Consider the following 17,286-nt stretch of genomic DNA (forward strand, 5'->3'; position numbering starts at 1 on the left):
GCCTCTTACTTGGTTTCGGCCACGGCCGCGCCGTCGGTCTTCGGCCGCCAGACCGTGCCGATGGACACCGTCTTGAGCTTCTTCTTCTGGCCGTACCAGAAGTTCACGAGGCCGCGCGAGAAGAACACGGCCGAGAACATCGAGGTGACGATGCCGATGCAGTGCACCACCGCGAAGCCGCGCACCGGACCCGAGCCGAAGGCCAGCAGCGCGATGCCCGCGATCAGCGTGGTCACGTTGGAGTCGAGGATGGTGCCCCAGGCACGTTCGTAGCCCGCATGGATCGCCGCCTGCGGCGACGCCCCGTTGCGCAGCTCCTCGCGCACGCGCTCGTTGATCAGCACGTTGGAGTCGATGGCCACGCCGATAGCCAGCGCCATGGCCGCGATGCCCGGCAGCGTGAGCGTGGCCTGCAGGATCGAGAGGATGGCCACCAGCAGCATCAGGTTGACGGCCAGCGCGATCGACGAGAACAGGCCGAACAGCGCGTAGTAGATGCACATGAACACCATGATCGCGGCGAAGCCGTACATCACGCTGTCGAAGCCCTTCTTGATGTTCTCCGCGCCCTGCGTCGGGCCGATGGTGCGTTCCTGGATGATTTCCATCGGCGCGGCCAGCGAGCCGGCGCGCAGCAGCAGCGCGAGGTCGTTGGCTTCGGACACGGTCATCGAGCCCGACACCTGGAAGCGGTTGCCGAGTTCGCCGTTGATCGACGGGGCCGTGAGCACTTCGCCCTTGCCCTTCTCGAAGATCAGCATGGCCATGCGCTTCTTGTAGTTCTCGCGGCTCACGTCACGCATGATGTTGCCGCCCTTCGAGTCCATGGTCAGGTCGACCTTGGGCTGGTTGCTCTGCTGGTCGAAGCCGGGCTGCGCGTCGGTGAGGTTCTCGCCGGTGACGAGCACCTGCTTCTTCACGATCACCGGGCGGCCCTGGCGGTCGAGGAATTTCTCGGAGCCGAAAGGCACGGGGCCGCCGCTCAGTTCGGCCGAACGGCCTTCGGCGCTTTCGTCCACCATGCGCATTTCGAGCGTGGCGGTGCGTCCGATGATGGTCTTGGCCTGGGCCGGGTCCTGCATGCCGGGCAGCTGCACGACGATGCGGTCGATGCCCTGCTGCTGGATCACCGGCTCGGCCACGCCGAGTTCATTGATCCGGTTGTGCAGCGTCGTGACGTTCTGCTTGAGCGCCGCGTCCTGGATGCGACGCGCAGCCTCGGGCTTGATGCTGGCCACGATGCGCCATTCGGTGCCCTGCTGGCTCTCGACGGTGCTGAGGTCGGGCATCGTGTCCTGGATCAGGCGCCGGGCGGTTTCCACGCTGTCGGCGTCGCGCAGCGTGATCTCGACGGTCTGGCCGTTGCGGTTCACGGCACTGCCGCGCACCTTCTTTTCGCGCAGCCCCATGCGGATGTCGCCGGCGAAGGACTCGGCCTTCTTGTCGAGCACGCCACGCATGTCGACCTGCAGCAGGAAGTCGACGCCGCCGCGCAGGTCGAGGCCCAGGTACATCGGGAAGGCGTGCAGCGCGGTCAGCCACGCGGGCGAGCGCGACACGAGGTTCAGCGCCACCACGTAGGAGGCTTCGTCCGCATTCGGCACCAGGGCCTGCTGCAGCGTATCGCGCGCCTTGATCTGGTCGTCGGTGGTGGCGAACCGCGCCCGCACCGCGGTGGGTTCGAGGCTCAGCAGCTCGGGCGTGAGGCCGGCCGTCTTGAGCAGCTCCTGCACCCTGGCCTGGGTCGACGCGTCGATCTTGACGGTCGACTTCGCGGCCGACACCTGCACCGCAGGCGCCTCACCAAAGAAATTGGGCAGGGCGTAGACGAGCCCCACGAGCAACACGACCACGATGATCGCGTACTTCCAGACCGGGTAACGGTTCATGAGAAAGCGCTTTTCTGAAACGGAACACGGCGTGAATTGGGGCCCTGCGCCGCAAGGCGCAAGGTTCAGCTCACGCTTTTATTGCTTGACGGCGCCCTTGGGCAGGACCTGCACCACGGCGCTGCGCTGGATCTTGATCTCGATGCCATTGGCGATTTCGAGGCCGAGGTACTGGTCGCCGACCGAGGTGATCTTGCCGAGCACGCCGCCGGCGGTGGCGACTTCGTCGCCCTTGGCCAGGGCTTCGACCATCGCGCGGGCTTCCTTCTGGCGCTTCATCTGGGGCCGGATCATGACGAAATACAGCACCACGAACATCAGCACCAGCGGCAGCATGCTGCCGAGGGAGGACAACATGTCACCGCCGCCGGCTGCAGCGGGCGCGGTCTGGGCGAAAGCAGAGGAAATGAACAAGAGAGTCTCCAGCAGAGAGGGAAGAGAAAACGATGGGAGCGCAGGACGCGCCCGCGGTTCCTTGGGCTTCGCGGCCGCGAAGGAGGCGGACCGCAAGTCAAAGCGCGGCGGGGCTTGGCCGCGCACGGCACCGGGCATTGTATTCGGGGCGGATGACCGCTTCGAGCGCTTATCCGGCGCGGTGGGGAGGGCTTTCCACGCATCGGGATTGCGCGCCGTTTGCTACGTTTTAAATAGCAACGGGCGCCCATCGGGCGCCCGTTGCGTGGCCAACCGGTCCTGAAAATCAGGCCGCCGCGCGCTGCCCCTGCGGGTCGCGCCATTTGGCCATCAGTTCGCTCCAGCGCGTGCGGGCTGCCACCAGGTTGCGATCCTTCACATGGCCGTAGCCGCGGATCTGCTCGGGCAGGGCCGCGATTTCCAGCGCCAGCGCGTGGTTGTCCGCACGCAGGCCGCCGATCACTTCCTCGATGCTGGCGCGGTACTCGCCGATCAGCGCGCGCTCGGTCTTGCGCTCCTCGGTGCGGCCGAAGATGTCGAGCGCCGTGCCGCGCAGGCCCTTCAGCTTCGCGAGGAAACGGAAGCCCGTGAGCATCCAGGGACCGAACTTCTGCTTCTGGAGCTGCCCCTTGGCGTTCTTCTTCGCGATGAGCGGCGGCGCCAGGTGGTAGTTGAGCTTGTAGTCGCCCTCGAACATGCCTTCGACGCGGTCGAGGAAAGTGCGGTCGGTATGCAGGCGGGCGACTTCGTACTCGTCCTTGTATGCCATCAGCTTGAACAGGTAGCGCGCGACCGCTTCGGTCAGCGCCGTGCTCTTGCCGGCGGCCGACTCGGCCTGCTGCACCTTGCCGACGAACTGCTTGTATTCGTCGGCGTAGGCGGCGTTCTGGTAGCCGGTCAGGAACTCCACGCGGCGCGCCACGATGCGTTCGACCGTCTCGCGCTTCTTGAACTCGATGACCTGGCCGGGACGCACGCGCTTTTGCAGCTCTTCCGGACGCACCGCCGCCTGGCGGCCCCATTCGAACGCCGTCTTGTTGTTCTCGACGGCCACGGCGTTCAGCTCGATGGCGCGCATCAGCGACTCGTGCGCGAGCGGCACCCAGCCCTTTTGCCAGGCGTAGCCCAGGATCATCGGGTTGACATAGATGCTGTCGCCCATCAGCGTGGTGGCGGCGGCATCGGCGTCGAAGGTGCCCATGCCGTCGATGCCCACGGCGCGCGCGATCTCGGCGGCGCAGGCGTCTTCGGGGTTCTGCCAGTTGGCGTTGCGCACGAAGGCAGCGGTCGGCGCGCTGTGGCTGTTGAGCGCCACGTGCGTGCGCCCTTCACGCATGCGCGCCATGGTTTCGCCGTTGACCGTGACCAGCGGATCGCAGGCCAGGATCAGGTCGGCCGCCGCGGTGCCGACGCGCGTGGTGCGGATGTCGTCCTGCGTGTCGCCGATGAGCACGTGGCTCCAGGTGGCGCCGCCCTTTTGCGCCAGGCCCGCCGCGTCCTGCGTGACGATGCCCTTGGCCTCGATGTGCGCGGCCATGCCGAGCAGCTGGCCGATGGTGATCACGCCGGTGCCGCCGACGCCCGCCACCACCACGCCCCAGACCTTGCCGCCGACCAGCGACGGGATCGCGGGCTCGGGCAGCAGGCCGAATTCGGCCGGCGTGGCGCCCTTGCTCTTGCTCTTCTTCTTGAGCTGGCCGCCTTCGACAGTGACGAAGCTCGGGCAGAAGCCCTTCAGGCAGCTCATGTCCTTGTTGCAGCTGCTCTGGTTGATGGTGCGCTTGCGGCCGAACTCGGTCTCCAGCGGTTCGACCGACAGGCAGTTGCTCTGCACGCTGCAGTCGCCGCAGCCTTCGCAGACCAGCTCGTTGATGACCACGCGCTTGGCCGGATCGACGGCCGTGCCCCGCTTGCGGCGGCGGCGCTTCTCGGTCGCGCAGGTCTGGTCATAGATGATGGCCGTGGTGCCGGGGATCTTGCGGAACTCGCGCTGCACCTCGTCGAGCAGGTCGCGGTGCTTCACCTGCACGTGGTCGCCAGGGATGTTCACGCCCTCGTACTTCTCGGGCTCGTCGGTCACGATCACGACCTTCGCGGCGCCCTCGGCATGCAGGCTCTCGGCAATCTGCAGCACCGAGTGGCCTTCCGGACGCTCGCCGACCTGCTGGCCGCCCGTCATGGCGACAGCGTCGTTGTAGAGGATCTTGTAGGTGATGTTCACGCCCGCCGCGATGCTCTGGCGGATGGCGAGCAGTCCGCTGTGGAAGTAGGTGCCGTCGCCCAGGTTCGCGAATATGTGCTGGTCGGTCGTGAAGGGCTGCTGGCCCACCCACGGCACACCCTCGCCGCCCATCTGCGTGAAGCCGATGGTGGAGCGGTCCATCCAGGTCGCCATGAAGTGGCAGCCGATGCCGCCCATTGCGCGCGAGCCTTCGGGTACCACGGTGCTGGTGTTGTGCGGGCAGCCCGAGCAGAACCAGGGCTGGCGCGTGGCGTCGGCCACGCTGGTGGAGGCCTGCTGCACCACCATCGAGCGTTCCTTGGCTTCGAGGATGGCGAGTTGGGCATCGATGCGCGCGGCCATGTCGGCGCCCGCGGCGGCCAGCAGGCCGGTCTTCTTCAGGCGCGCGGCGATCGCCTTGGCGATCAGCGCCGGGTTCAGGTCGGCGTTGGCGCGCAGCAGCGTGTGGGCGGTCGGGTTGGGCATCGACCATTCGCCGCCGGAGTAGCCCTCGGCCGCGTGCACCTCGCCCTCGTCGAACTTGCCGACCACGTTGGGGCGCACGTCGGAGCGCCAGTTGTAGAGCTCTTCCTTGAGCTGGTATTCGATGACCTGGCGCTTCTCCTCGACCACCAGGATCTCCTGCAGGCCGGTGGCGAATTCGCGCGTGAGCTGCGCCTCGAGCGGCCACACCACGCCCACCTTGTGCAGGCGGATGCCCAGCTGGCGGCAGGCCGCGTCGTCCAGGCCCAGGTCGATCAGCGCCTGGCGCGTGTCGTTGAAGGCCTTGCCGCTGGCCATGATGCCGAAGCGGTCGTTCGGGCCCTCGATCACGTTGTGGTTAAGGCGGTTGGCGCGGATGTAGGCCAGCGCGGCGTACCACTTGTAGTGCATGAGCCGGGCTTCCTGCTCCAGCGCATGGTCGGGCCAGCGGATGTGCAGGCCGCCGGGCGGCATCTCGAAGTCGGTGGGGATGACGATGTCGACGCGCTCGGGGTCGATCATGGCCGTGGCGCTCGACTCGACGATCTCCTGGATCGTCTTCATGCCCGACCACACGCCCGAGAAGCGGCTCAGCGCGAAGGCGTGGATGCCCAGGTCCAGGATTTCCTGCACGCTCGTGGGGAAGAACACCGGCGTGCCGCAGGCCTTGAAGATGTGGTCGCTCTGGTGTGCGGCCGTGCTGCTCTTGGAGATGTGGTCGTCGCCCGCCACTGCGATCACGCCGCCGAATTCGGTGGTGCCGGCCATGTTGGCGTGCTTGAAGACGTCGGAGCAGCGGTCCACGCCCGGGCCCTTGCCGTACCAGATGCCGAAGACGCCGTCGAACTTGTTGGTGCCCTGCGGCGAGAAGCCCAGCTGCTGGGTGCCCCAGAGCGCGGTGGCCGCGAGTTCTTCGTTCACGCCCGGCTGGAAGACGATGTTCTGTTCCTTCAGGAACTTGCTGGCCTTCCACAGCGCCTGGTCGTAGCCGCCGAGCGGGGAGCCGCGGTAGCCGCTGATGAAGCCGGCGGTGTTCTTGCCGGCCTGCTTGTCGCGCAATTGCTGCAGCATGGGCAGCTTCACGAGGGCCTGGACACCGCTCATGAAGGCGCGGCCGTAGTCGAGGGAGTATTTGTCGTCGAGCGTGACGGTTTCTAGCGCCTTGCGGATGTGCTCGGGCAGCGGGGCGTTCATGGTGTCTGTCTCCGTATGGCAGGGCCTTGTGGGCCTGGCTGATTGCTTGGGTCTGTGCCCGGTAGGGCGCGAGCCCATGGTCACGCAAAGTGTATGCCGGGGTCGGCGACAGGTGTTTGCGTTCTTTGCCTCGAAAAAGCGGCTTCCAGAAAGAATCTTGCTTAAAATCTGCGCCAATGGAAAGCATCGACAAGTTCGACCTCGCAATCCTGCAAGAACTGCAGGCCAACGGTCGCCTCACCAACGCCGAGCTTGCGCAACGCGTAGGGCTCTCGGCCGCGCCCTGCTGGCGCCGGGTGCGGGCACTCGAGGAGGCAGGCGTCATCAAGGGCTACCACGCCGAGATCGACCGCCACAAGATCGGGCTCGGCGTGCTTGCCTTCGTGCGCGTGGACACCGAGCGCGTCACCCACGAGGCCACCCGCAAGCTGGAGGACGCGATCCGCAGGATGCCCGAGGTGGTGGCCTGCCACTACATCAGCGGCACCGGCACTTTCGAACTCCAGGTGGTGGCGCAGGACCTCGACAGCTTCTCGTCCTTTGCGCGCCAGCAATTGATGAACCTGCCGAACGTGAAGGACCTGCACACCAGTTTCTCGCTGGGCGAGGTGAAGGCGAGCAGCGCGCTGCCGCTGGGGCATCTGGCACGCTGAGTGCATGCGGCGATGCGGTCGCCGCGATAGCGGCAGCCTAAAATCCCCGCCCACCACCTCCCGCCGGACGGCGAAAAACAAGGACTCCGAATGAATACCCTCCGCCGCGCCCTGGCCCTCGGCCTCGCTGCCGCCACGCTCGCCTTCGGTGCCCAGGCACAGAACCGCGAACTCGTCGTGGCCTCCAGCGCCACCTACGCGCCCTTCGCCTTCGAGAACAAGGACAAGCAGATCGTCGGCTTCGACATCGACATCATCAACGCCATCGCCAAGCAGCAGGGCCTGAAGATCAAGATCGTCAACACGCCGTTCACCGGCATCTTCGGCGCGCTGAACAACGGCGACGTCGACCTCGTCATCTCGGGCGTCACCATCAACGAGAAGCGCAAGCAGAGCTACGACTTCACGCCGCCCTACTTCGCGGCCCGCCAGCTGATCGCGCTGCCGAAGAACAGCAAGGTCGCCTCGCTGAAGGACCTCGCGGGCAAGAAGATCGCCGTGGTCAGCGCCTCCACGGCCGACGACATTGCCTCGCGCGAGTTCGGCAAGACCAACCCCGACATCCGCCGCTTCGAGAGCACGCCGCTCATCATTTCCGAACTGGCCGGCGGCGGCGTCGATGCCGCCATGGGCGACAACGGCGTCATTGCCTACCGCGTGGCGCAGAACCCCGAGCTCAAGACGCTGGACGACAAGTCCTTCCCCGAAGAGGGCTTCGGCATCGTCGTGAAGAAGGGCGACAAGGCGCTGCTCGACAAGCTCACCGCCGGTCTCGCCGCGGTCCGCGCCGACGGCAGCTACGCGACGATCTACAAGAAGTGGTTCAACAAGGACCCGAACGTCCGATGAGCACGCGGCCTGGGGGCGAGCAATAGATGGAACAACCCATTCTTCTATTCGGATGGTTCCGCTGGGACATCCTCGTCGAATACAAGGACCTGTTCTGGCAAGGCGCGTGGATGACGCTGCGCATGACCGTGGTCTGCGTGCTGCTGGGTTCCAGCTGGGGCCTGTGCCTCGCGCTCGCGCGCCTTGCGCATCCGCGCCATGCGCCGTGGACCTGGGTCGCGCGCTTCTTCCTGCGCTGGCCGGCCACGGTGTACGTGAGCTTCTTCCGCGGCACGCCGCTGTTCGTGCAGATCCTCTTGATCCACTTCGCGGTGATGCCGGTGTTCATCCACCCGGCGACGGGCATCCTGATCGACGGCGAGCTCGCGCGCACGTTGAAGCAGGAGCACGGCGCGCTCATCTCGGGCGTGGTGGCGCTCACGCTCAACTCGGCGGCCTACATTTCCGAGGTGTTCCGCGCCGGCATCCAGTCGATCTCGCGCGGGCAGTTCGATGCGGGCCGCTCGATCGGCTTCTCGCCCGCGCAGGTGATGCGCTACGTGGTGCTGCCGCAGGCCTTTCGCCGCATGCTGCCCCCGCTGGGCAACAACGCGATCGCGCTGCTGAAGGACACCTCGCTGGTCTCGGCCATCGGACTGGCCGAGCTGGCCTACGCGGCGCGCACCGTGGCCGGCGCCTATGCGCGCTACTGGGAGCCGTACCTCGCGATTTCGGTGATGTACTGGGTGATGACGCTCGTGCTCACCACGATGCTGCGGCGGCTCGAACACCGTCTGGCGCGCAGCGACAGGGGGTAGGCACGAGCTCAGCGACCTGGTGCGCCACCGTCGCCGGACTTCGGGGCGCGCAGGGTTTCCCGGATGCCCCACACGCACGCCACCGCGGCGCCGGCCAAGATGATGATGCTCAATGCGTCAATTTTCAGAGCGCCGTTTAACTTTGTCTGGACAGCGAGACTGGCGCAACCGAACGCCAGAACATAAAACGCCTCGCCTGCAAGCAAGGCTGACCACCCGCGCCTTTTGGTTGTTGGACGTTTGATATGAAGCCACAAGACGGCGCCGAACGCCATGAGGCTTGCGATGATCCAAAGCCCAACAGACACTGCGGTAAATAGCGCGATTGGGCCTGTATAGACCGTCCCCTTGTTGATGGGATAGTGAACAACAGACCATACGATGGGAAACGCCGTTGCACTGACGCAGACCCCAGCGATTTGCGCAAGTCGCAAGGGGTTATCAACGGATACCGGCATTGAAGATCCTCTGCGCCAAGTCTTCCCATCGGGCTGGTGAATCCTGGACAACATGGGCGTAATAGAAGTGGCCTTCGCCCTTGCCCGCAAGAAACTGCTTTCCGAGCGCAGGGGAGGCGTTGATCATGTCGAGCTGGGTCATGCCAGCATGCAGCGGATCGCCTTTGTCCGTGAGGTCGATCACGACGACCTGTTTGATGTTTGGGTTGCCGCGCAAACTTTTTAGGAAGTCGGCGTCAATCGGCGAACCGATCAGGACCAAATTGTGGACGATGTGTCCCCGCTTCGCATAAAAGTTCGCCGTCTGGGCTGCGAGCAACGAACCATAGGAATAGCCGATGAGGTTGAACTGCCCTTGCGCTGCATCCATTCCCGTCGTGAGCACCCATTCGCCGCCGTCATCCTCGTAGCGAATGGCGATGCCAGCCCTGATCGCATCCACGAGGGTGCCGCCCAGCTTTAGAGCTTCTGGAAGGTCCGCGCCACCCGTATTGGTCAGCCCGACATACATGTTCTTGATGCCTACGTGCTGAAACGCTGCCACCTGCGGTTTGAGATAGTCGCCATCAAGCCCGGCGCCACCCCAATAGATCGTCCCCCGTGGCGTCTTGACGTAGACCTTGACCGGCTGGGTGTCACTCTTCAATGTCAGCGTTGCAGTGACAGCCACCACGGGCACAAGCAAAGGAAACGGCATGCTATGCGCCCTCCGGCAAGACTTCCAGTCTTGCGCCGATGGCGCTTTGAGCGCCGACCACCTTGGTCTTCCCGTCCCCGTCCGACACGCCCTCGAAGGTCTTGCTGTCGATGGTGATCCGATAGCGCCGATTCGCGAGGGGCTCACCGGACGCTTCGTCGAGCAGGTGGAAGCGCTGGTCGTAAGTTTCTGGCGCTGCGATCGGCATGGCAGCTACGGCAGCCAGAGAATCCATCGCCGATCGGAAGGCAATGCCTGAATCAGCGCGAGTGTCCACGGTAGCGGTCTGCTGCGTGGCAATCAGCGACGCGCCGCACGAAGTCAGCGCACCGTCGTAGGAGATGGGAACGCCATCGACCACACACAGCTCCGAACCTTCGATGATCGAGTGAATGCCGGGCAGGCAGATCGGGCACGTCACCTTGTGTCCTACGCCAGCCACCCGACGGTCGTGGATCGAGAAGTAGTTGGTGAATCCCTCGACGACGAAGCCGCCGTGCGAGGTCGGATCGCCAACGCGAATGATTGGGCGCTCGGCCATTGAAAGTCCTCCTGACGCCGTTTTCCGGCTTGTTCAGAAATCGTAACAGAGGGCAACGCGCGAGCGCACTCGGCTCCGGAACAGTTCGCCCGGCAGCATCGGCACAATCGGGCCACATGCCGCCCATATCCCCCGAAGAGACACCCATCCCGCCCGCGCGGCCGCAGACAGCGAAGCTCGCGGCCCTCGTGCCCCTCCAGCTCCCCGTGTTCCGCATGCTGTGGAGCACCTGGCTCGTCGCCAACATCTGCATGTGGATGAACGACGTGGCCGCCGCTTGGATGATGACCTCGCTGACCACCTCGCCGATCTGGGTGGCGCTGGTGCAGTCGGCCTCCACGCTGCCGGTGTTCCTGCTGGGCCTGCCCAGCGGCGCGCTGGCCGACATCCTGGACCGCCGGCGCTGGCTGGTGGCCACGCAGTTCTGGCTGGCCGGCACCGCCATCGTGCTGTGCGCCGCGCTGGCGCTCGACCTCATGACCGCGCCGCTGCTGCTGGCGCTGACCTTCGCCAACGGCATCGGCCTGGCGCTGCGCTGGCCGGTGTTCGCGGCCATCGTGCCGGAGCTCGTGCCGCGCCCGCAGCTGCCGGCCGCGCTGGGCCTGAACGGCATCGCGATGAACGCCTCGCGCATCGTCGGCCCGCTCACGGCCGGCATGCTGATCGCGAGCGCCGGCACCGTGTGGGTGTTCGCGCTCAACGCGGTGCTGTCGGTGGCTTCGGGCTTCGTGGTGCTGCGCTGGCGGCGCGAGCACACGCCCAACCCGCTGGGCCGCGAGAAGCTCATCAGCGCGATGCGCGTGGGCGTGCAGTTCGTGCGGCAGTCGCAGCGCATGCGCGCGGTGCTCACGCGCATCTCGATCTTCTTCTTCCACTCGACCGCGCTGCTGGCGCTGCTGCCGCTGCTGGCGCGCAATCTCGAGGGCGGCGGCGCCGGCACCTTCACACTGCTGTTGGCGGCCATGGGCGCGGGCGCGATCATCGCGGTGCTGTTCCTGCCGCGGCTGCGCCAGGCGCTGGGGCGCGACCAGCTGGTGCTGCGCGGCACGCTGCTGCAGTCGGGCGCCACCGCCGTCATGGCCTTCGCGCCGAATGCATGGGTCGCGGTGCCGGCGATGTTCTTCGGCGGCATGGCGTGGATCACGGTGGCCAATTCGCTCTCGGTGTCGGCCCAGCTCGCGCTGCCCGACTGGGTGCGCGCGCGCGGCATGTCGATGTACCAGATGGCGATCATGGGCGCGAGCGCGATCGGCGCAGCCATCTGGGGGCAGGTGGCCACGGTCACCTCGCTCGTCGCCAGCCTGTCCGTGGCCGCCGTCAGCGGCACGCTGCTGATGCTCGTGGCGCTGCGCTGGGTGACCGACGTGAGCGGCGAGGACGACACCAGCCCCGCGCAGGCCGGCTGGGCCGCCGGCCCGCCCGCCGAGGCGCCGCAGGAAGACGGCCGCGTGGTCATCACCGTCGAGTACCTCATCGAGCCGGCCCGCGCCCCCGCCTTCCACCTCGTGATGCAGCAAACCCGCCGCGCGCGCCTGAGCCAGGGCGCCATCGGCTGGGAGCTGCTGCACGACATCGCGCAACCGGAACGCTACGTGGAGCAGATCGTCGACGAATCGTGGACCGACCACCTGCGCCGCTTCAACCGCGCCACCGCGAGCGACATGGCGCTGCGCGAGCGCCGGCTGGCGTTCCACCTGGGCGAGTCGGCGCCGATGGTGACGCGCTACGTGGTGCGGCGCTGAGCGGAGCCGGGCTGCGCCCGCGCCGCCGTCAGTGGAAGAACGTCATCCGCGTCAGGAAGGTATGGCCGGCCTCCGCCGCCATCAACCAGACCAGCACCAGCAGGCACAACGGTGGCACCAGGATGGCATAGACCAGCGACAGCCGCTCCCAGGCCATGTGCATGAAGACCGAGACGATCAGCCCCGCCTTCAGCAGCATGAAGACGACGATCAGGGTCCAGCGCAGGTACCCGTGGAAATGGAAGTAGTCGACCAGGTACGACATCGTGCTGAGCACGAACAGCAGACCCCAGATCTTGAGATAGAGGCCGATCGGATGTTGTTGGCCGGTGTCGGGGTTCATGGTCGTCCTCACCAGAGATAGAACAGCGCAAAGATGAAGACCCACACCAGGTCCACGAAGTGCCAGTACAGGCCGGCGATCTCGACGATCTGGTAGTTGCCCTTCTTGTCGTAGTCGCCGCGCATCAGCTTGAAGGCCACGGTGAACAGGAAGATCACGCCGGCCGACACGTGCAGCCCGTGAAAGCCCGTGATCATGAAGAAGGCCGAGCCGAACTGCGCCGCGCCCATCGGGTTGCCCCAGGGCCGCACGCCCTCTTCGAGGATCAGCTTGGACCACTCGAAGGCCTGCATGCCGACGAAGAGTTCGCCGAAGGTCGCGGTCACGATCATCAGCGTGGCGGCATTCACGCGGTCGCGGCGGTAGGCGAAATTGACGGCCATCGCCATCGTGCCGCTGCTGCTGATGAGCACGAAGGTCATGATCGCGATCAGCAGCAGCGGAACGTCGGCGCCCGCCACGTGGAGCGCGAACACCTCGCTCGGGTTGGGCCACGGCACGGTGGTCGAGACGCGCACCGTCATGTAGCCGGTCAGGAAGCAGCTGAAGATGAAGGTGTCGCTGAGCAGGAAGATCCACATCATCGCCTTGCCCCACGAGACGTGGAACGCCTGGCGATCGGAAGACCAGTCGGCAATCAGCCCGCGCCAGCCGCTTGCGGCCATGGTCGGATTCAACGGCGCTGCTGCGATGGTTGCGGTGTTGTTCATGGATGCCTCCTCAGGATGTGCCGCAGACGAAGCGCGCCACTTCCGGCGTCACCCACCCCAGCAGCGCGAACAGCACCAGCCACACCGCCAGCATGAAGTGCCAGTAGCGCGCGCACAGCGCGATGCGCCATGCGGCCCTGGCCGGATCGGGCCATGCGGCGTGCGCCGTCCAGGCCCACCCGACCAGCCCACCCGCCAGGTGGAGCCCGTGCATCGCGGTCAGCAGATAGAAGAAGCTGCCCGCCGGATTGCCGGCCGGCATCACCTGCGCGCTCAGCAGCGCCTGCCAGGCCCACAGCTGCACGCCCAGGAAGCCCACCGCGCAGAGGCCGCCCGCCAGCAGCAGGCGACGCGTCCGCATCGGGTCAAGGCCGCGCGATGCGCCACTGGCCCCTTGCAGCGCCACGCTGCCCGCCACCAGCAGCGCCGAGCTGAGCCAGAGCTGCCACGGCAGCGCGATCGTCATCGAGTCGTCGCCGCTCATGCGCATCACGTAGGCCACGATGAAGAGCGAGAACAGCGCGGTGGCCACGCCCATGAAGACCCACAGGCCGATGCTGGCCGCGCTCGCGCGCGCATCGCGGGGCCGGCCGCGGTCGCTCCAGGCAGCAGCAACTGCGGTCGTCAAGAGACCTCCGTGCTGCGCACTGCGGTGCGAGCTTACTTGGGAACGGCCCGGCGCTGCGCTCATGCCGGCGCTCCCCGCACCTCGCTCTGGCCTTCCGGCTCGGGCTCCCCGGCCCCGGCTTGCGGCGGCGCGTTCTGCGCGATGAAATCCTCCGCCGCGCCCGGCTCCCCGTAGGCATAGGCCCACCGGTAGACCACCGGCAGCCGCGGGCCCCAGTTGCCGTGGCCCGGCGGCGTGGCAGGCGTCTGCCATTCGAGCGAGGCGGCGCGCCATGGGTTGGCGTCGGCCCGCCGGCCACGCCAAGCGCTCCAGGCGAGATTGACGATGAAAAGCAGCTGGCCCACACCGACGATCAGCGCAATCACGGTGATGAACGTGTTCAGGCCGAACGCCGACTGCGGGATGAACTTGTAGCCGTCGAAGTTGTAGTAGCGCCGCGGCATGCCCAGAACGCCGAGGTAGTGCATCGGGAAATAGATCGCGTAGGTGCCGAGGAAGGTGATCCAGAAATGCAGCCGGCCGAGCCGGTCGTCCAGCATGCGGCCCGTGACCTTGGGGAACCAGTGGTAGATGCCGCCGAACACCACCAGCAGCGGCGCCACGCCCATCACCATGTGGAAGTGCGCCACCACGAAGTAGGTGCCCGAGAGCGGGATGTCCACGCTCACGTTGCCGAGGAACAGGCCGGTCAGCCCGCCGATGAGGAAGGTGCACAGGAAGGCCAGCGCGAACAGCATCGGCACCGACATGTGGATGTCGCCGCGCCACAGCGTCAGGACCCAGTTGTAGACCTTGATCGCGGTAGGCACCGCGATGATCAGCGTGGTGGTCGCGAAGAAGAAACCGAAGTACGGGTTCATGCCGCTCACGAACATGTGGTGCGCCCAGACCACCACGCTGAGCCCGCCGATGGCCACGATGGCCCAAACCATCATGCGGTAGCCGAAGATGCTCTTGCGCGCGTGCACGCTGATCAGGTCGGAGACGATGCCGAAGGCCGGCAGCGCCACGATGTAGACCTCGGGATGGCCGAAGAACCAGAACAGGTGCTGGAACAGCAGCGGGCTGCCGCCCTTGTAGCCCGTCACCTGGCCCATCGACACCAGCGCCGGCATGAAGAAGCTGGTGCCCAGCGTCCGGTCGAGCAGCAGCATCACGCCGCTGACGAACAGCGCCGGAAAGCCGAGCAGCGCAAGGATGGTGGCGACGAAGATGCCCCACACCGTGAGCGGCATGCGCAGCAGCGTCATGCCTTCGCAGCGCGCCTGCAGCACGGTGGTCACATAGTTGAGGCCGCCCATCGTGGTCGCCACGATGAAGATGAGCAGCGACACCAGCATCAGCACGATGCCGCCCGCATGGCCCGGCGTGCCGGGCAGGATCGACTGCGGTGGATACAGCGTCCAGCCCGCGCCGGTGGGTCCGCCCGCAACGAAGAAGCTCGCCATCAGGACCACCACCGACAGCAGGTAGACCCAGAAGCTCAGCATGTTGAGGTAGGGAAAGACCATGTCCCGCGCCCCCACCATCAGCGGGATCAGGTAGTTGCCGAAGCCGCCGAGGAACAGCGCCGTGAGCAGGTAGATCACCATGATCATCCCGTGCATGGTCACGAACTGGTAGTAGCGCTCGGCGTTGATGAAGTCGAACTGGCCCGGAAAGCCGAGCTGCAGCCGCATCAGGTTGGACAGCACCACGCCCACCACGCCCACCGCGATGGCGGTGCAAGCGTACTGGACGGCGATCACCTTGTGGTCCTGGCTCCAGACGTAGCGGGTCAGGAAACTCTGCGGCGCGGGATGCCCGGCGTCGTCGGCGTGGGACATGGCGTGCCCCGTGGGCGAGGGGGAGTTCATCGTGGCGCCTTCTGTTCGGCGGCAGCCTGCGCCGGCGGGCTGCCCAGACTCTGGATATAGGCCACCAGCGCGGCCAGTTCTTCATCGGTCAATTCGATCTTGGGCATGACCGGCGGGAAGCCCTTCACCTGCCGGGCCTGCGGATCGCGGATGAAGCTGCGCAGATAGGCTTCGTCGACGAGCGCGGTGGAGCCGTCCGCCATGGTCTCGGTCTTGCCGTGCAGGCCCTTCCAGGTCGGCCCCACGCGCGGGCTGCCGTCGATCGTGTGGCAGGCCACGCAGCCCTTGGCGTCCGCCAGCGCGCGGCCCTGCTCGACGCGTGCGCCGCCCGCGGCCGGGGCCCCCGCGGCGGCAGGGGTCGCGGGCGCCTTGACCTGCGACTTGGCGAAGCTCGGCAGCGCCGCGTACCAGGCCTTGTAGGCCACCGGGTCCTCCACCACCACGTAGCCGCGCATGTTGGGATGGCCCACGCCGCACAGCTGCGCGCAAAGCGCCTCGTAGCGGCCCGCGACGGTCGGCGTGAACCAGAAGCGGCTGACCTGCCCCGGCACCATGTTCATGCGGGCGCGGAATGGCGGCACGAAGAAGTCGTGCAGCACGTCGTTCGAGCGCATCAGCACCAGCACCGGCTTGCCGAGCGGCAGGTGCACCTCGTCGCCGGGGATCAGGAGGTCGTCCTGCCCGGCGGGGTCGGCCGGGTCGATCCCGAACGGATTGGTGGCGCTGACGAAGCGCGCGTCGCTCGCGCCCAACTTGCCGTCCTGCCCCGGGAAGCGGAAGCGCCATTGCCATTGCTGGCCCAGCACCTCCAGCACGAGCGCGTCGTGGGGCTCCCTGACGTAGTTCGCGTACACCACGAGGCCGGGCGCCAGCAGCGCCATGATGCCGACGGTGGTGCCGCCGATCAGCCAGCGCTCGAGCTTCTTGTTCTCGGGCTCATGCGCCGCACGGTGCCCCTCGCGATGGCGAAAGCGCACCAGCATGTAGGCGACGAACACGTTGATGACGACGAAGAAGATCCCCGTGATCACCAGCGTGATGGTCAGGGTGTCGTCCATCGGCTGCCAGTTCGAAGCCAGGGGCGTCGTCCACCATGGATTGAAGACGTGGAACAGCACCGAGCCGAGCACGATGAGCAGCAGGGCGACGGCCATGATCATGTGCGGTCCCTCGGCTCGGCATCATGGGTTCAGGGCTCATTCGCGCTTCAGAGAAACGCCGGAATTCGCGGCTCTTCGCCCTCGAACCGGGCCTCGGGATGCGCGGACTGCAGCAGCGCCTCGATGTCCCGCACGCGCGAACGCGGCAAGTCCACCATCAGCAGGATCTGGCCCTGCGCGATGGCGCCCTCGAAACGCTGCAGCCTGGGACTCGGGATGGAAATGCCGATCATGCTGGCCGACCAGGTCCCGACCACGCCACCCACGACGGCCACCAGCACGGCCACTTCCCATTCGGGGTCGTCGCCGAAGATCGGAAACATCAGGGCGGCCATGAGGCCGACGACGATGCCGCAGGCACTGCCGACCGCCCACCCGGTCTTGGCTGCGTGGACCACGTCCGAGGTCTGCCACACGTTGGCCGCATGGAGCCCGGCCATGTCCATGCCTTCCGGTCCGGCGAAATGAATGCGCGCAACGTCGACGCGCGCCCGCACCAGATCGTCCATCACCCGCCCGGCGCTCGCCAGGTCCGGCATCAGCCAGTAGATGCGTCTCTTCATAGCGTCCCCTTTCCGTCTTGCGACAAGTCGAGGAAACATGAACGACTTATATGCCCAAGGAGAGCCGCCATCAAGGGGTGCCGATTCG

The 17,286-nt window shown here is 66.5% G+C and carries 16 protein-coding genes; 4 read left to right on the forward strand and 12 right to left on the reverse strand.

The window, feature by feature from the left end:
• Positions 1–5 precede the first annotated feature (5 nt).
• The 3 genes from secD to ASC92_RS15055 all read right to left on the reverse strand — a co-directional run bounded on the left by secD (position 6) and on the right by ASC92_RS15055 (position 6,201).
• Positions 6–1,889 (reverse strand): protein translocase subunit SecD, encoded by a 1,884-nt coding sequence (gene secD, locus ASC92_RS15045; RefSeq protein WP_056516895.1) that lies wholly within the window; start codon positions 1,887–1,889, stop codon positions 6–8.
• Between the two features lie 78 nt (positions 1,890–1,967).
• Positions 1,968–2,303 carry a preprotein translocase subunit YajC gene (gene yajC / locus ASC92_RS15050; protein ID WP_056516897.1) on the reverse strand — a complete coding sequence of 112 codons (336 nt, stop codon included), beginning with the start codon at positions 2,301–2,303 and terminating at the stop codon, positions 1,968–1,970.
• A 286-nt stretch (positions 2,304–2,589) separates the two neighbouring features.
• Positions 2,590–6,201, reverse strand: a complete 3,612-nt coding sequence (locus tag ASC92_RS15055) for an indolepyruvate ferredoxin oxidoreductase family protein (RefSeq protein ID WP_056516900.1) — start codon at positions 6,199–6,201, stop codon at positions 2,590–2,592.
• A 176-nt stretch (positions 6,202–6,377) separates the two neighbouring features.
• On the opposite strand from ASC92_RS15055, the gene ASC92_RS15060 reads away from it, so the two are divergent.
• The 3 genes from ASC92_RS15060 (at position 6,378) to ASC92_RS15070 (ending at position 8,500) form a co-directional block, all read left to right on the forward strand.
• Positions 6,378–6,854, forward strand: coding sequence for an Lrp/AsnC family transcriptional regulator (locus ASC92_RS15060; protein ID WP_056516903.1), 477 nt, complete (start codon positions 6,378–6,380; stop codon positions 6,852–6,854).
• Between the two features lie 90 nt (positions 6,855–6,944).
• Positions 6,945–7,703, forward strand: coding sequence for a basic amino acid ABC transporter substrate-binding protein (locus ASC92_RS15065; RefSeq protein WP_056516906.1), 759 nt, complete (start codon positions 6,945–6,947; stop codon positions 7,701–7,703).
• A 26-nt stretch (positions 7,704–7,729) separates the two neighbouring features.
• Entirely contained in the window at positions 7,730–8,500 is a 771-nt protein-coding gene (locus ASC92_RS15070) for an amino acid ABC transporter permease (protein WP_056516908.1), read from the forward strand.
• Positions 8,501–8,508: 8 nt separating this feature from the next.
• Here the strand turns inward: ASC92_RS15070 and ASC92_RS28625 are convergent, their stop codons facing one another.
• The 3 genes from ASC92_RS28625 to ASC92_RS28075 are packed head-to-tail and all read right to left on the reverse strand — an operon-like array spanning position 8,509 to position 10,196.
• On the reverse strand, positions 8,509–8,958 hold the full coding sequence (locus tag ASC92_RS28625; protein WP_157609063.1) for a hypothetical protein: 450 nt from the start codon (positions 8,956–8,958) through the stop codon (positions 8,509–8,511).
• Entirely contained in the window at positions 8,942–9,655 is a 714-nt protein-coding gene (locus ASC92_RS15075; RefSeq protein WP_056516910.1) for a thioesterase domain-containing protein, read from the reverse strand. Before ASC92_RS15075 ends, ASC92_RS28625 begins: the two co-directional genes overlap by 17 nt.
• A 1-nt stretch (position 9,656) precedes the next feature.
• Positions 9,657–10,196 (reverse strand): PAAR domain-containing protein, encoded by a 540-nt coding sequence (locus tag ASC92_RS28075; protein WP_082519600.1) that lies wholly within the window; start codon positions 10,194–10,196, stop codon positions 9,657–9,659.
• 116 nt (positions 10,197–10,312) lie between these two features.
• Here ASC92_RS28075 and ASC92_RS15085 point away from each other — a divergent pair, with 116 nt between their 5' ends.
• On the forward strand, positions 10,313–11,938 hold the full coding sequence (locus ASC92_RS15085) for an MFS transporter (RefSeq protein WP_056516912.1): 1,626 nt from the start codon (positions 10,313–10,315) through the stop codon (positions 11,936–11,938).
• Positions 11,939–11,966: 28 nt separating this feature from the next.
• Here the strand turns inward: ASC92_RS15085 and ASC92_RS15090 are convergent, their stop codons facing one another.
• From ASC92_RS15090 to ASC92_RS15115, 6 genes are read right to left on the reverse strand one after another with little or no spacing between them, the layout of a single operon-like run.
• Complete coding sequence (locus tag ASC92_RS15090) at positions 11,967–12,281, reverse strand: cytochrome C oxidase subunit IV family protein (RefSeq protein ID WP_056516915.1); 315 nt, start codon at positions 12,279–12,281, stop codon at positions 11,967–11,969.
• An 8-nt stretch (positions 12,282–12,289) separates the two neighbouring features.
• Positions 12,290–12,991 carry a heme-copper oxidase subunit III family protein gene (locus tag ASC92_RS15095; RefSeq protein WP_056516918.1) on the reverse strand — a complete coding sequence of 234 codons (702 nt, stop codon included), beginning with the start codon at positions 12,989–12,991 and terminating at the stop codon, positions 12,290–12,292.
• A gap of 10 nt (positions 12,992–13,001) precedes the next feature.
• Positions 13,002–13,619: a bb3-type cytochrome oxidase subunit III gene (locus ASC92_RS15100; protein ID WP_056516921.1), complete on the reverse strand. Its 618-nt coding sequence runs from the start codon at positions 13,617–13,619 to the stop codon at positions 13,002–13,004.
• A 59-nt stretch (positions 13,620–13,678) separates the two neighbouring features.
• Positions 13,679–15,445, reverse strand: coding sequence for a cytochrome c oxidase subunit I (ctaD, locus tag ASC92_RS15105; RefSeq protein WP_056517869.1), 1,767 nt, complete (start codon positions 15,443–15,445; stop codon positions 13,679–13,681).
• Between the two features lie 26 nt (positions 15,446–15,471).
• On the reverse strand, positions 15,472–16,635 hold the full coding sequence (locus ASC92_RS15110) for a c-type cytochrome (RefSeq protein ID WP_056516925.1): 1,164 nt from the start codon (positions 16,633–16,635) through the stop codon (positions 15,472–15,474).
• Positions 16,636–16,682: 47 nt separating this feature from the next.
• On the reverse strand, positions 16,683–17,198 hold the full coding sequence (locus ASC92_RS15115) for a hypothetical protein (protein ID WP_056516928.1): 516 nt from the start codon (positions 17,196–17,198) through the stop codon (positions 16,683–16,685).
• Between the last annotated feature and the right edge of the window lie 88 nt (positions 17,199–17,286).

Origin of the sequence: Variovorax sp. Root411, from assembly GCF_001425205.1 — a bacterium.
Classification (GTDB): domain Bacteria; phylum Pseudomonadota; class Gammaproteobacteria; order Burkholderiales; family Burkholderiaceae_C; genus Variovorax.

Coding starts and splice junctions, on each gene's coding strand:
- secD (WP_056516895.1), bottom strand. CDS start 1,889: ATGAACCGTTACCCGGTCTGGAAGTACGCGATCATCGTGGTCGTGTTG.
- ASC92_RS15055 (WP_056516900.1), bottom strand. CDS start 6,201: ATGAACGCCCCGCTGCCCGAGCACATCCGCAAGGCGCTAGAAACCGTC.
- ASC92_RS15060 (WP_056516903.1), top strand. CDS start 6,378: ATGGAAAGCATCGACAAGTTCGACCTCGCAATCCTGCAAGAACTGCAG.
- ASC92_RS15065 (WP_056516906.1), top strand. CDS start 6,945: ATGAATACCCTCCGCCGCGCCCTGGCCCTCGGCCTCGCTGCCGCCACG.
- ASC92_RS15070 (WP_056516908.1), top strand. CDS start 7,730: ATGGAACAACCCATTCTTCTATTCGGATGGTTCCGCTGGGACATCCTC.
- ASC92_RS28625 (WP_157609063.1), bottom strand. CDS start 8,958: ATGCCGGTATCCGTTGATAACCCCTTGCGACTTGCGCAAATCGCTGGG.
- ASC92_RS15075 (WP_056516910.1), bottom strand. CDS start 9,655: ATGCCGTTTCCTTTGCTTGTGCCCGTGGTGGCTGTCACTGCAACGCTG.
- ASC92_RS28075 (WP_082519600.1), bottom strand. CDS start 10,196: ATGGCCGAGCGCCCAATCATTCGCGTTGGCGATCCGACCTCGCACGGC.
- ASC92_RS15085 (WP_056516912.1), top strand. CDS start 10,313: ATGCCGCCCATATCCCCCGAAGAGACACCCATCCCGCCCGCGCGGCCG.
- ASC92_RS15090 (WP_056516915.1), bottom strand. CDS start 12,281: ATGAACCCCGACACCGGCCAACAACATCCGATCGGCCTCTATCTCAAG.
- ASC92_RS15095 (WP_056516918.1), bottom strand. CDS start 12,991: ATGAACAACACCGCAACCATCGCAGCAGCGCCGTTGAATCCGACCATG.
- ctaD (WP_056517869.1), bottom strand. CDS start 15,445: ATGTCCCACGCCGACGACGCCGGGCATCCCGCGCCGCAGAGTTTCCTG.
- ASC92_RS15110 (WP_056516925.1), bottom strand. CDS start 16,635: ATGATCATGGCCGTCGCCCTGCTGCTCATCGTGCTCGGCTCGGTGCTG.
- ASC92_RS15115 (WP_056516928.1), bottom strand. CDS start 17,198: ATGAAGAGACGCATCTACTGGCTGATGCCGGACCTGGCGAGCGCCGGG.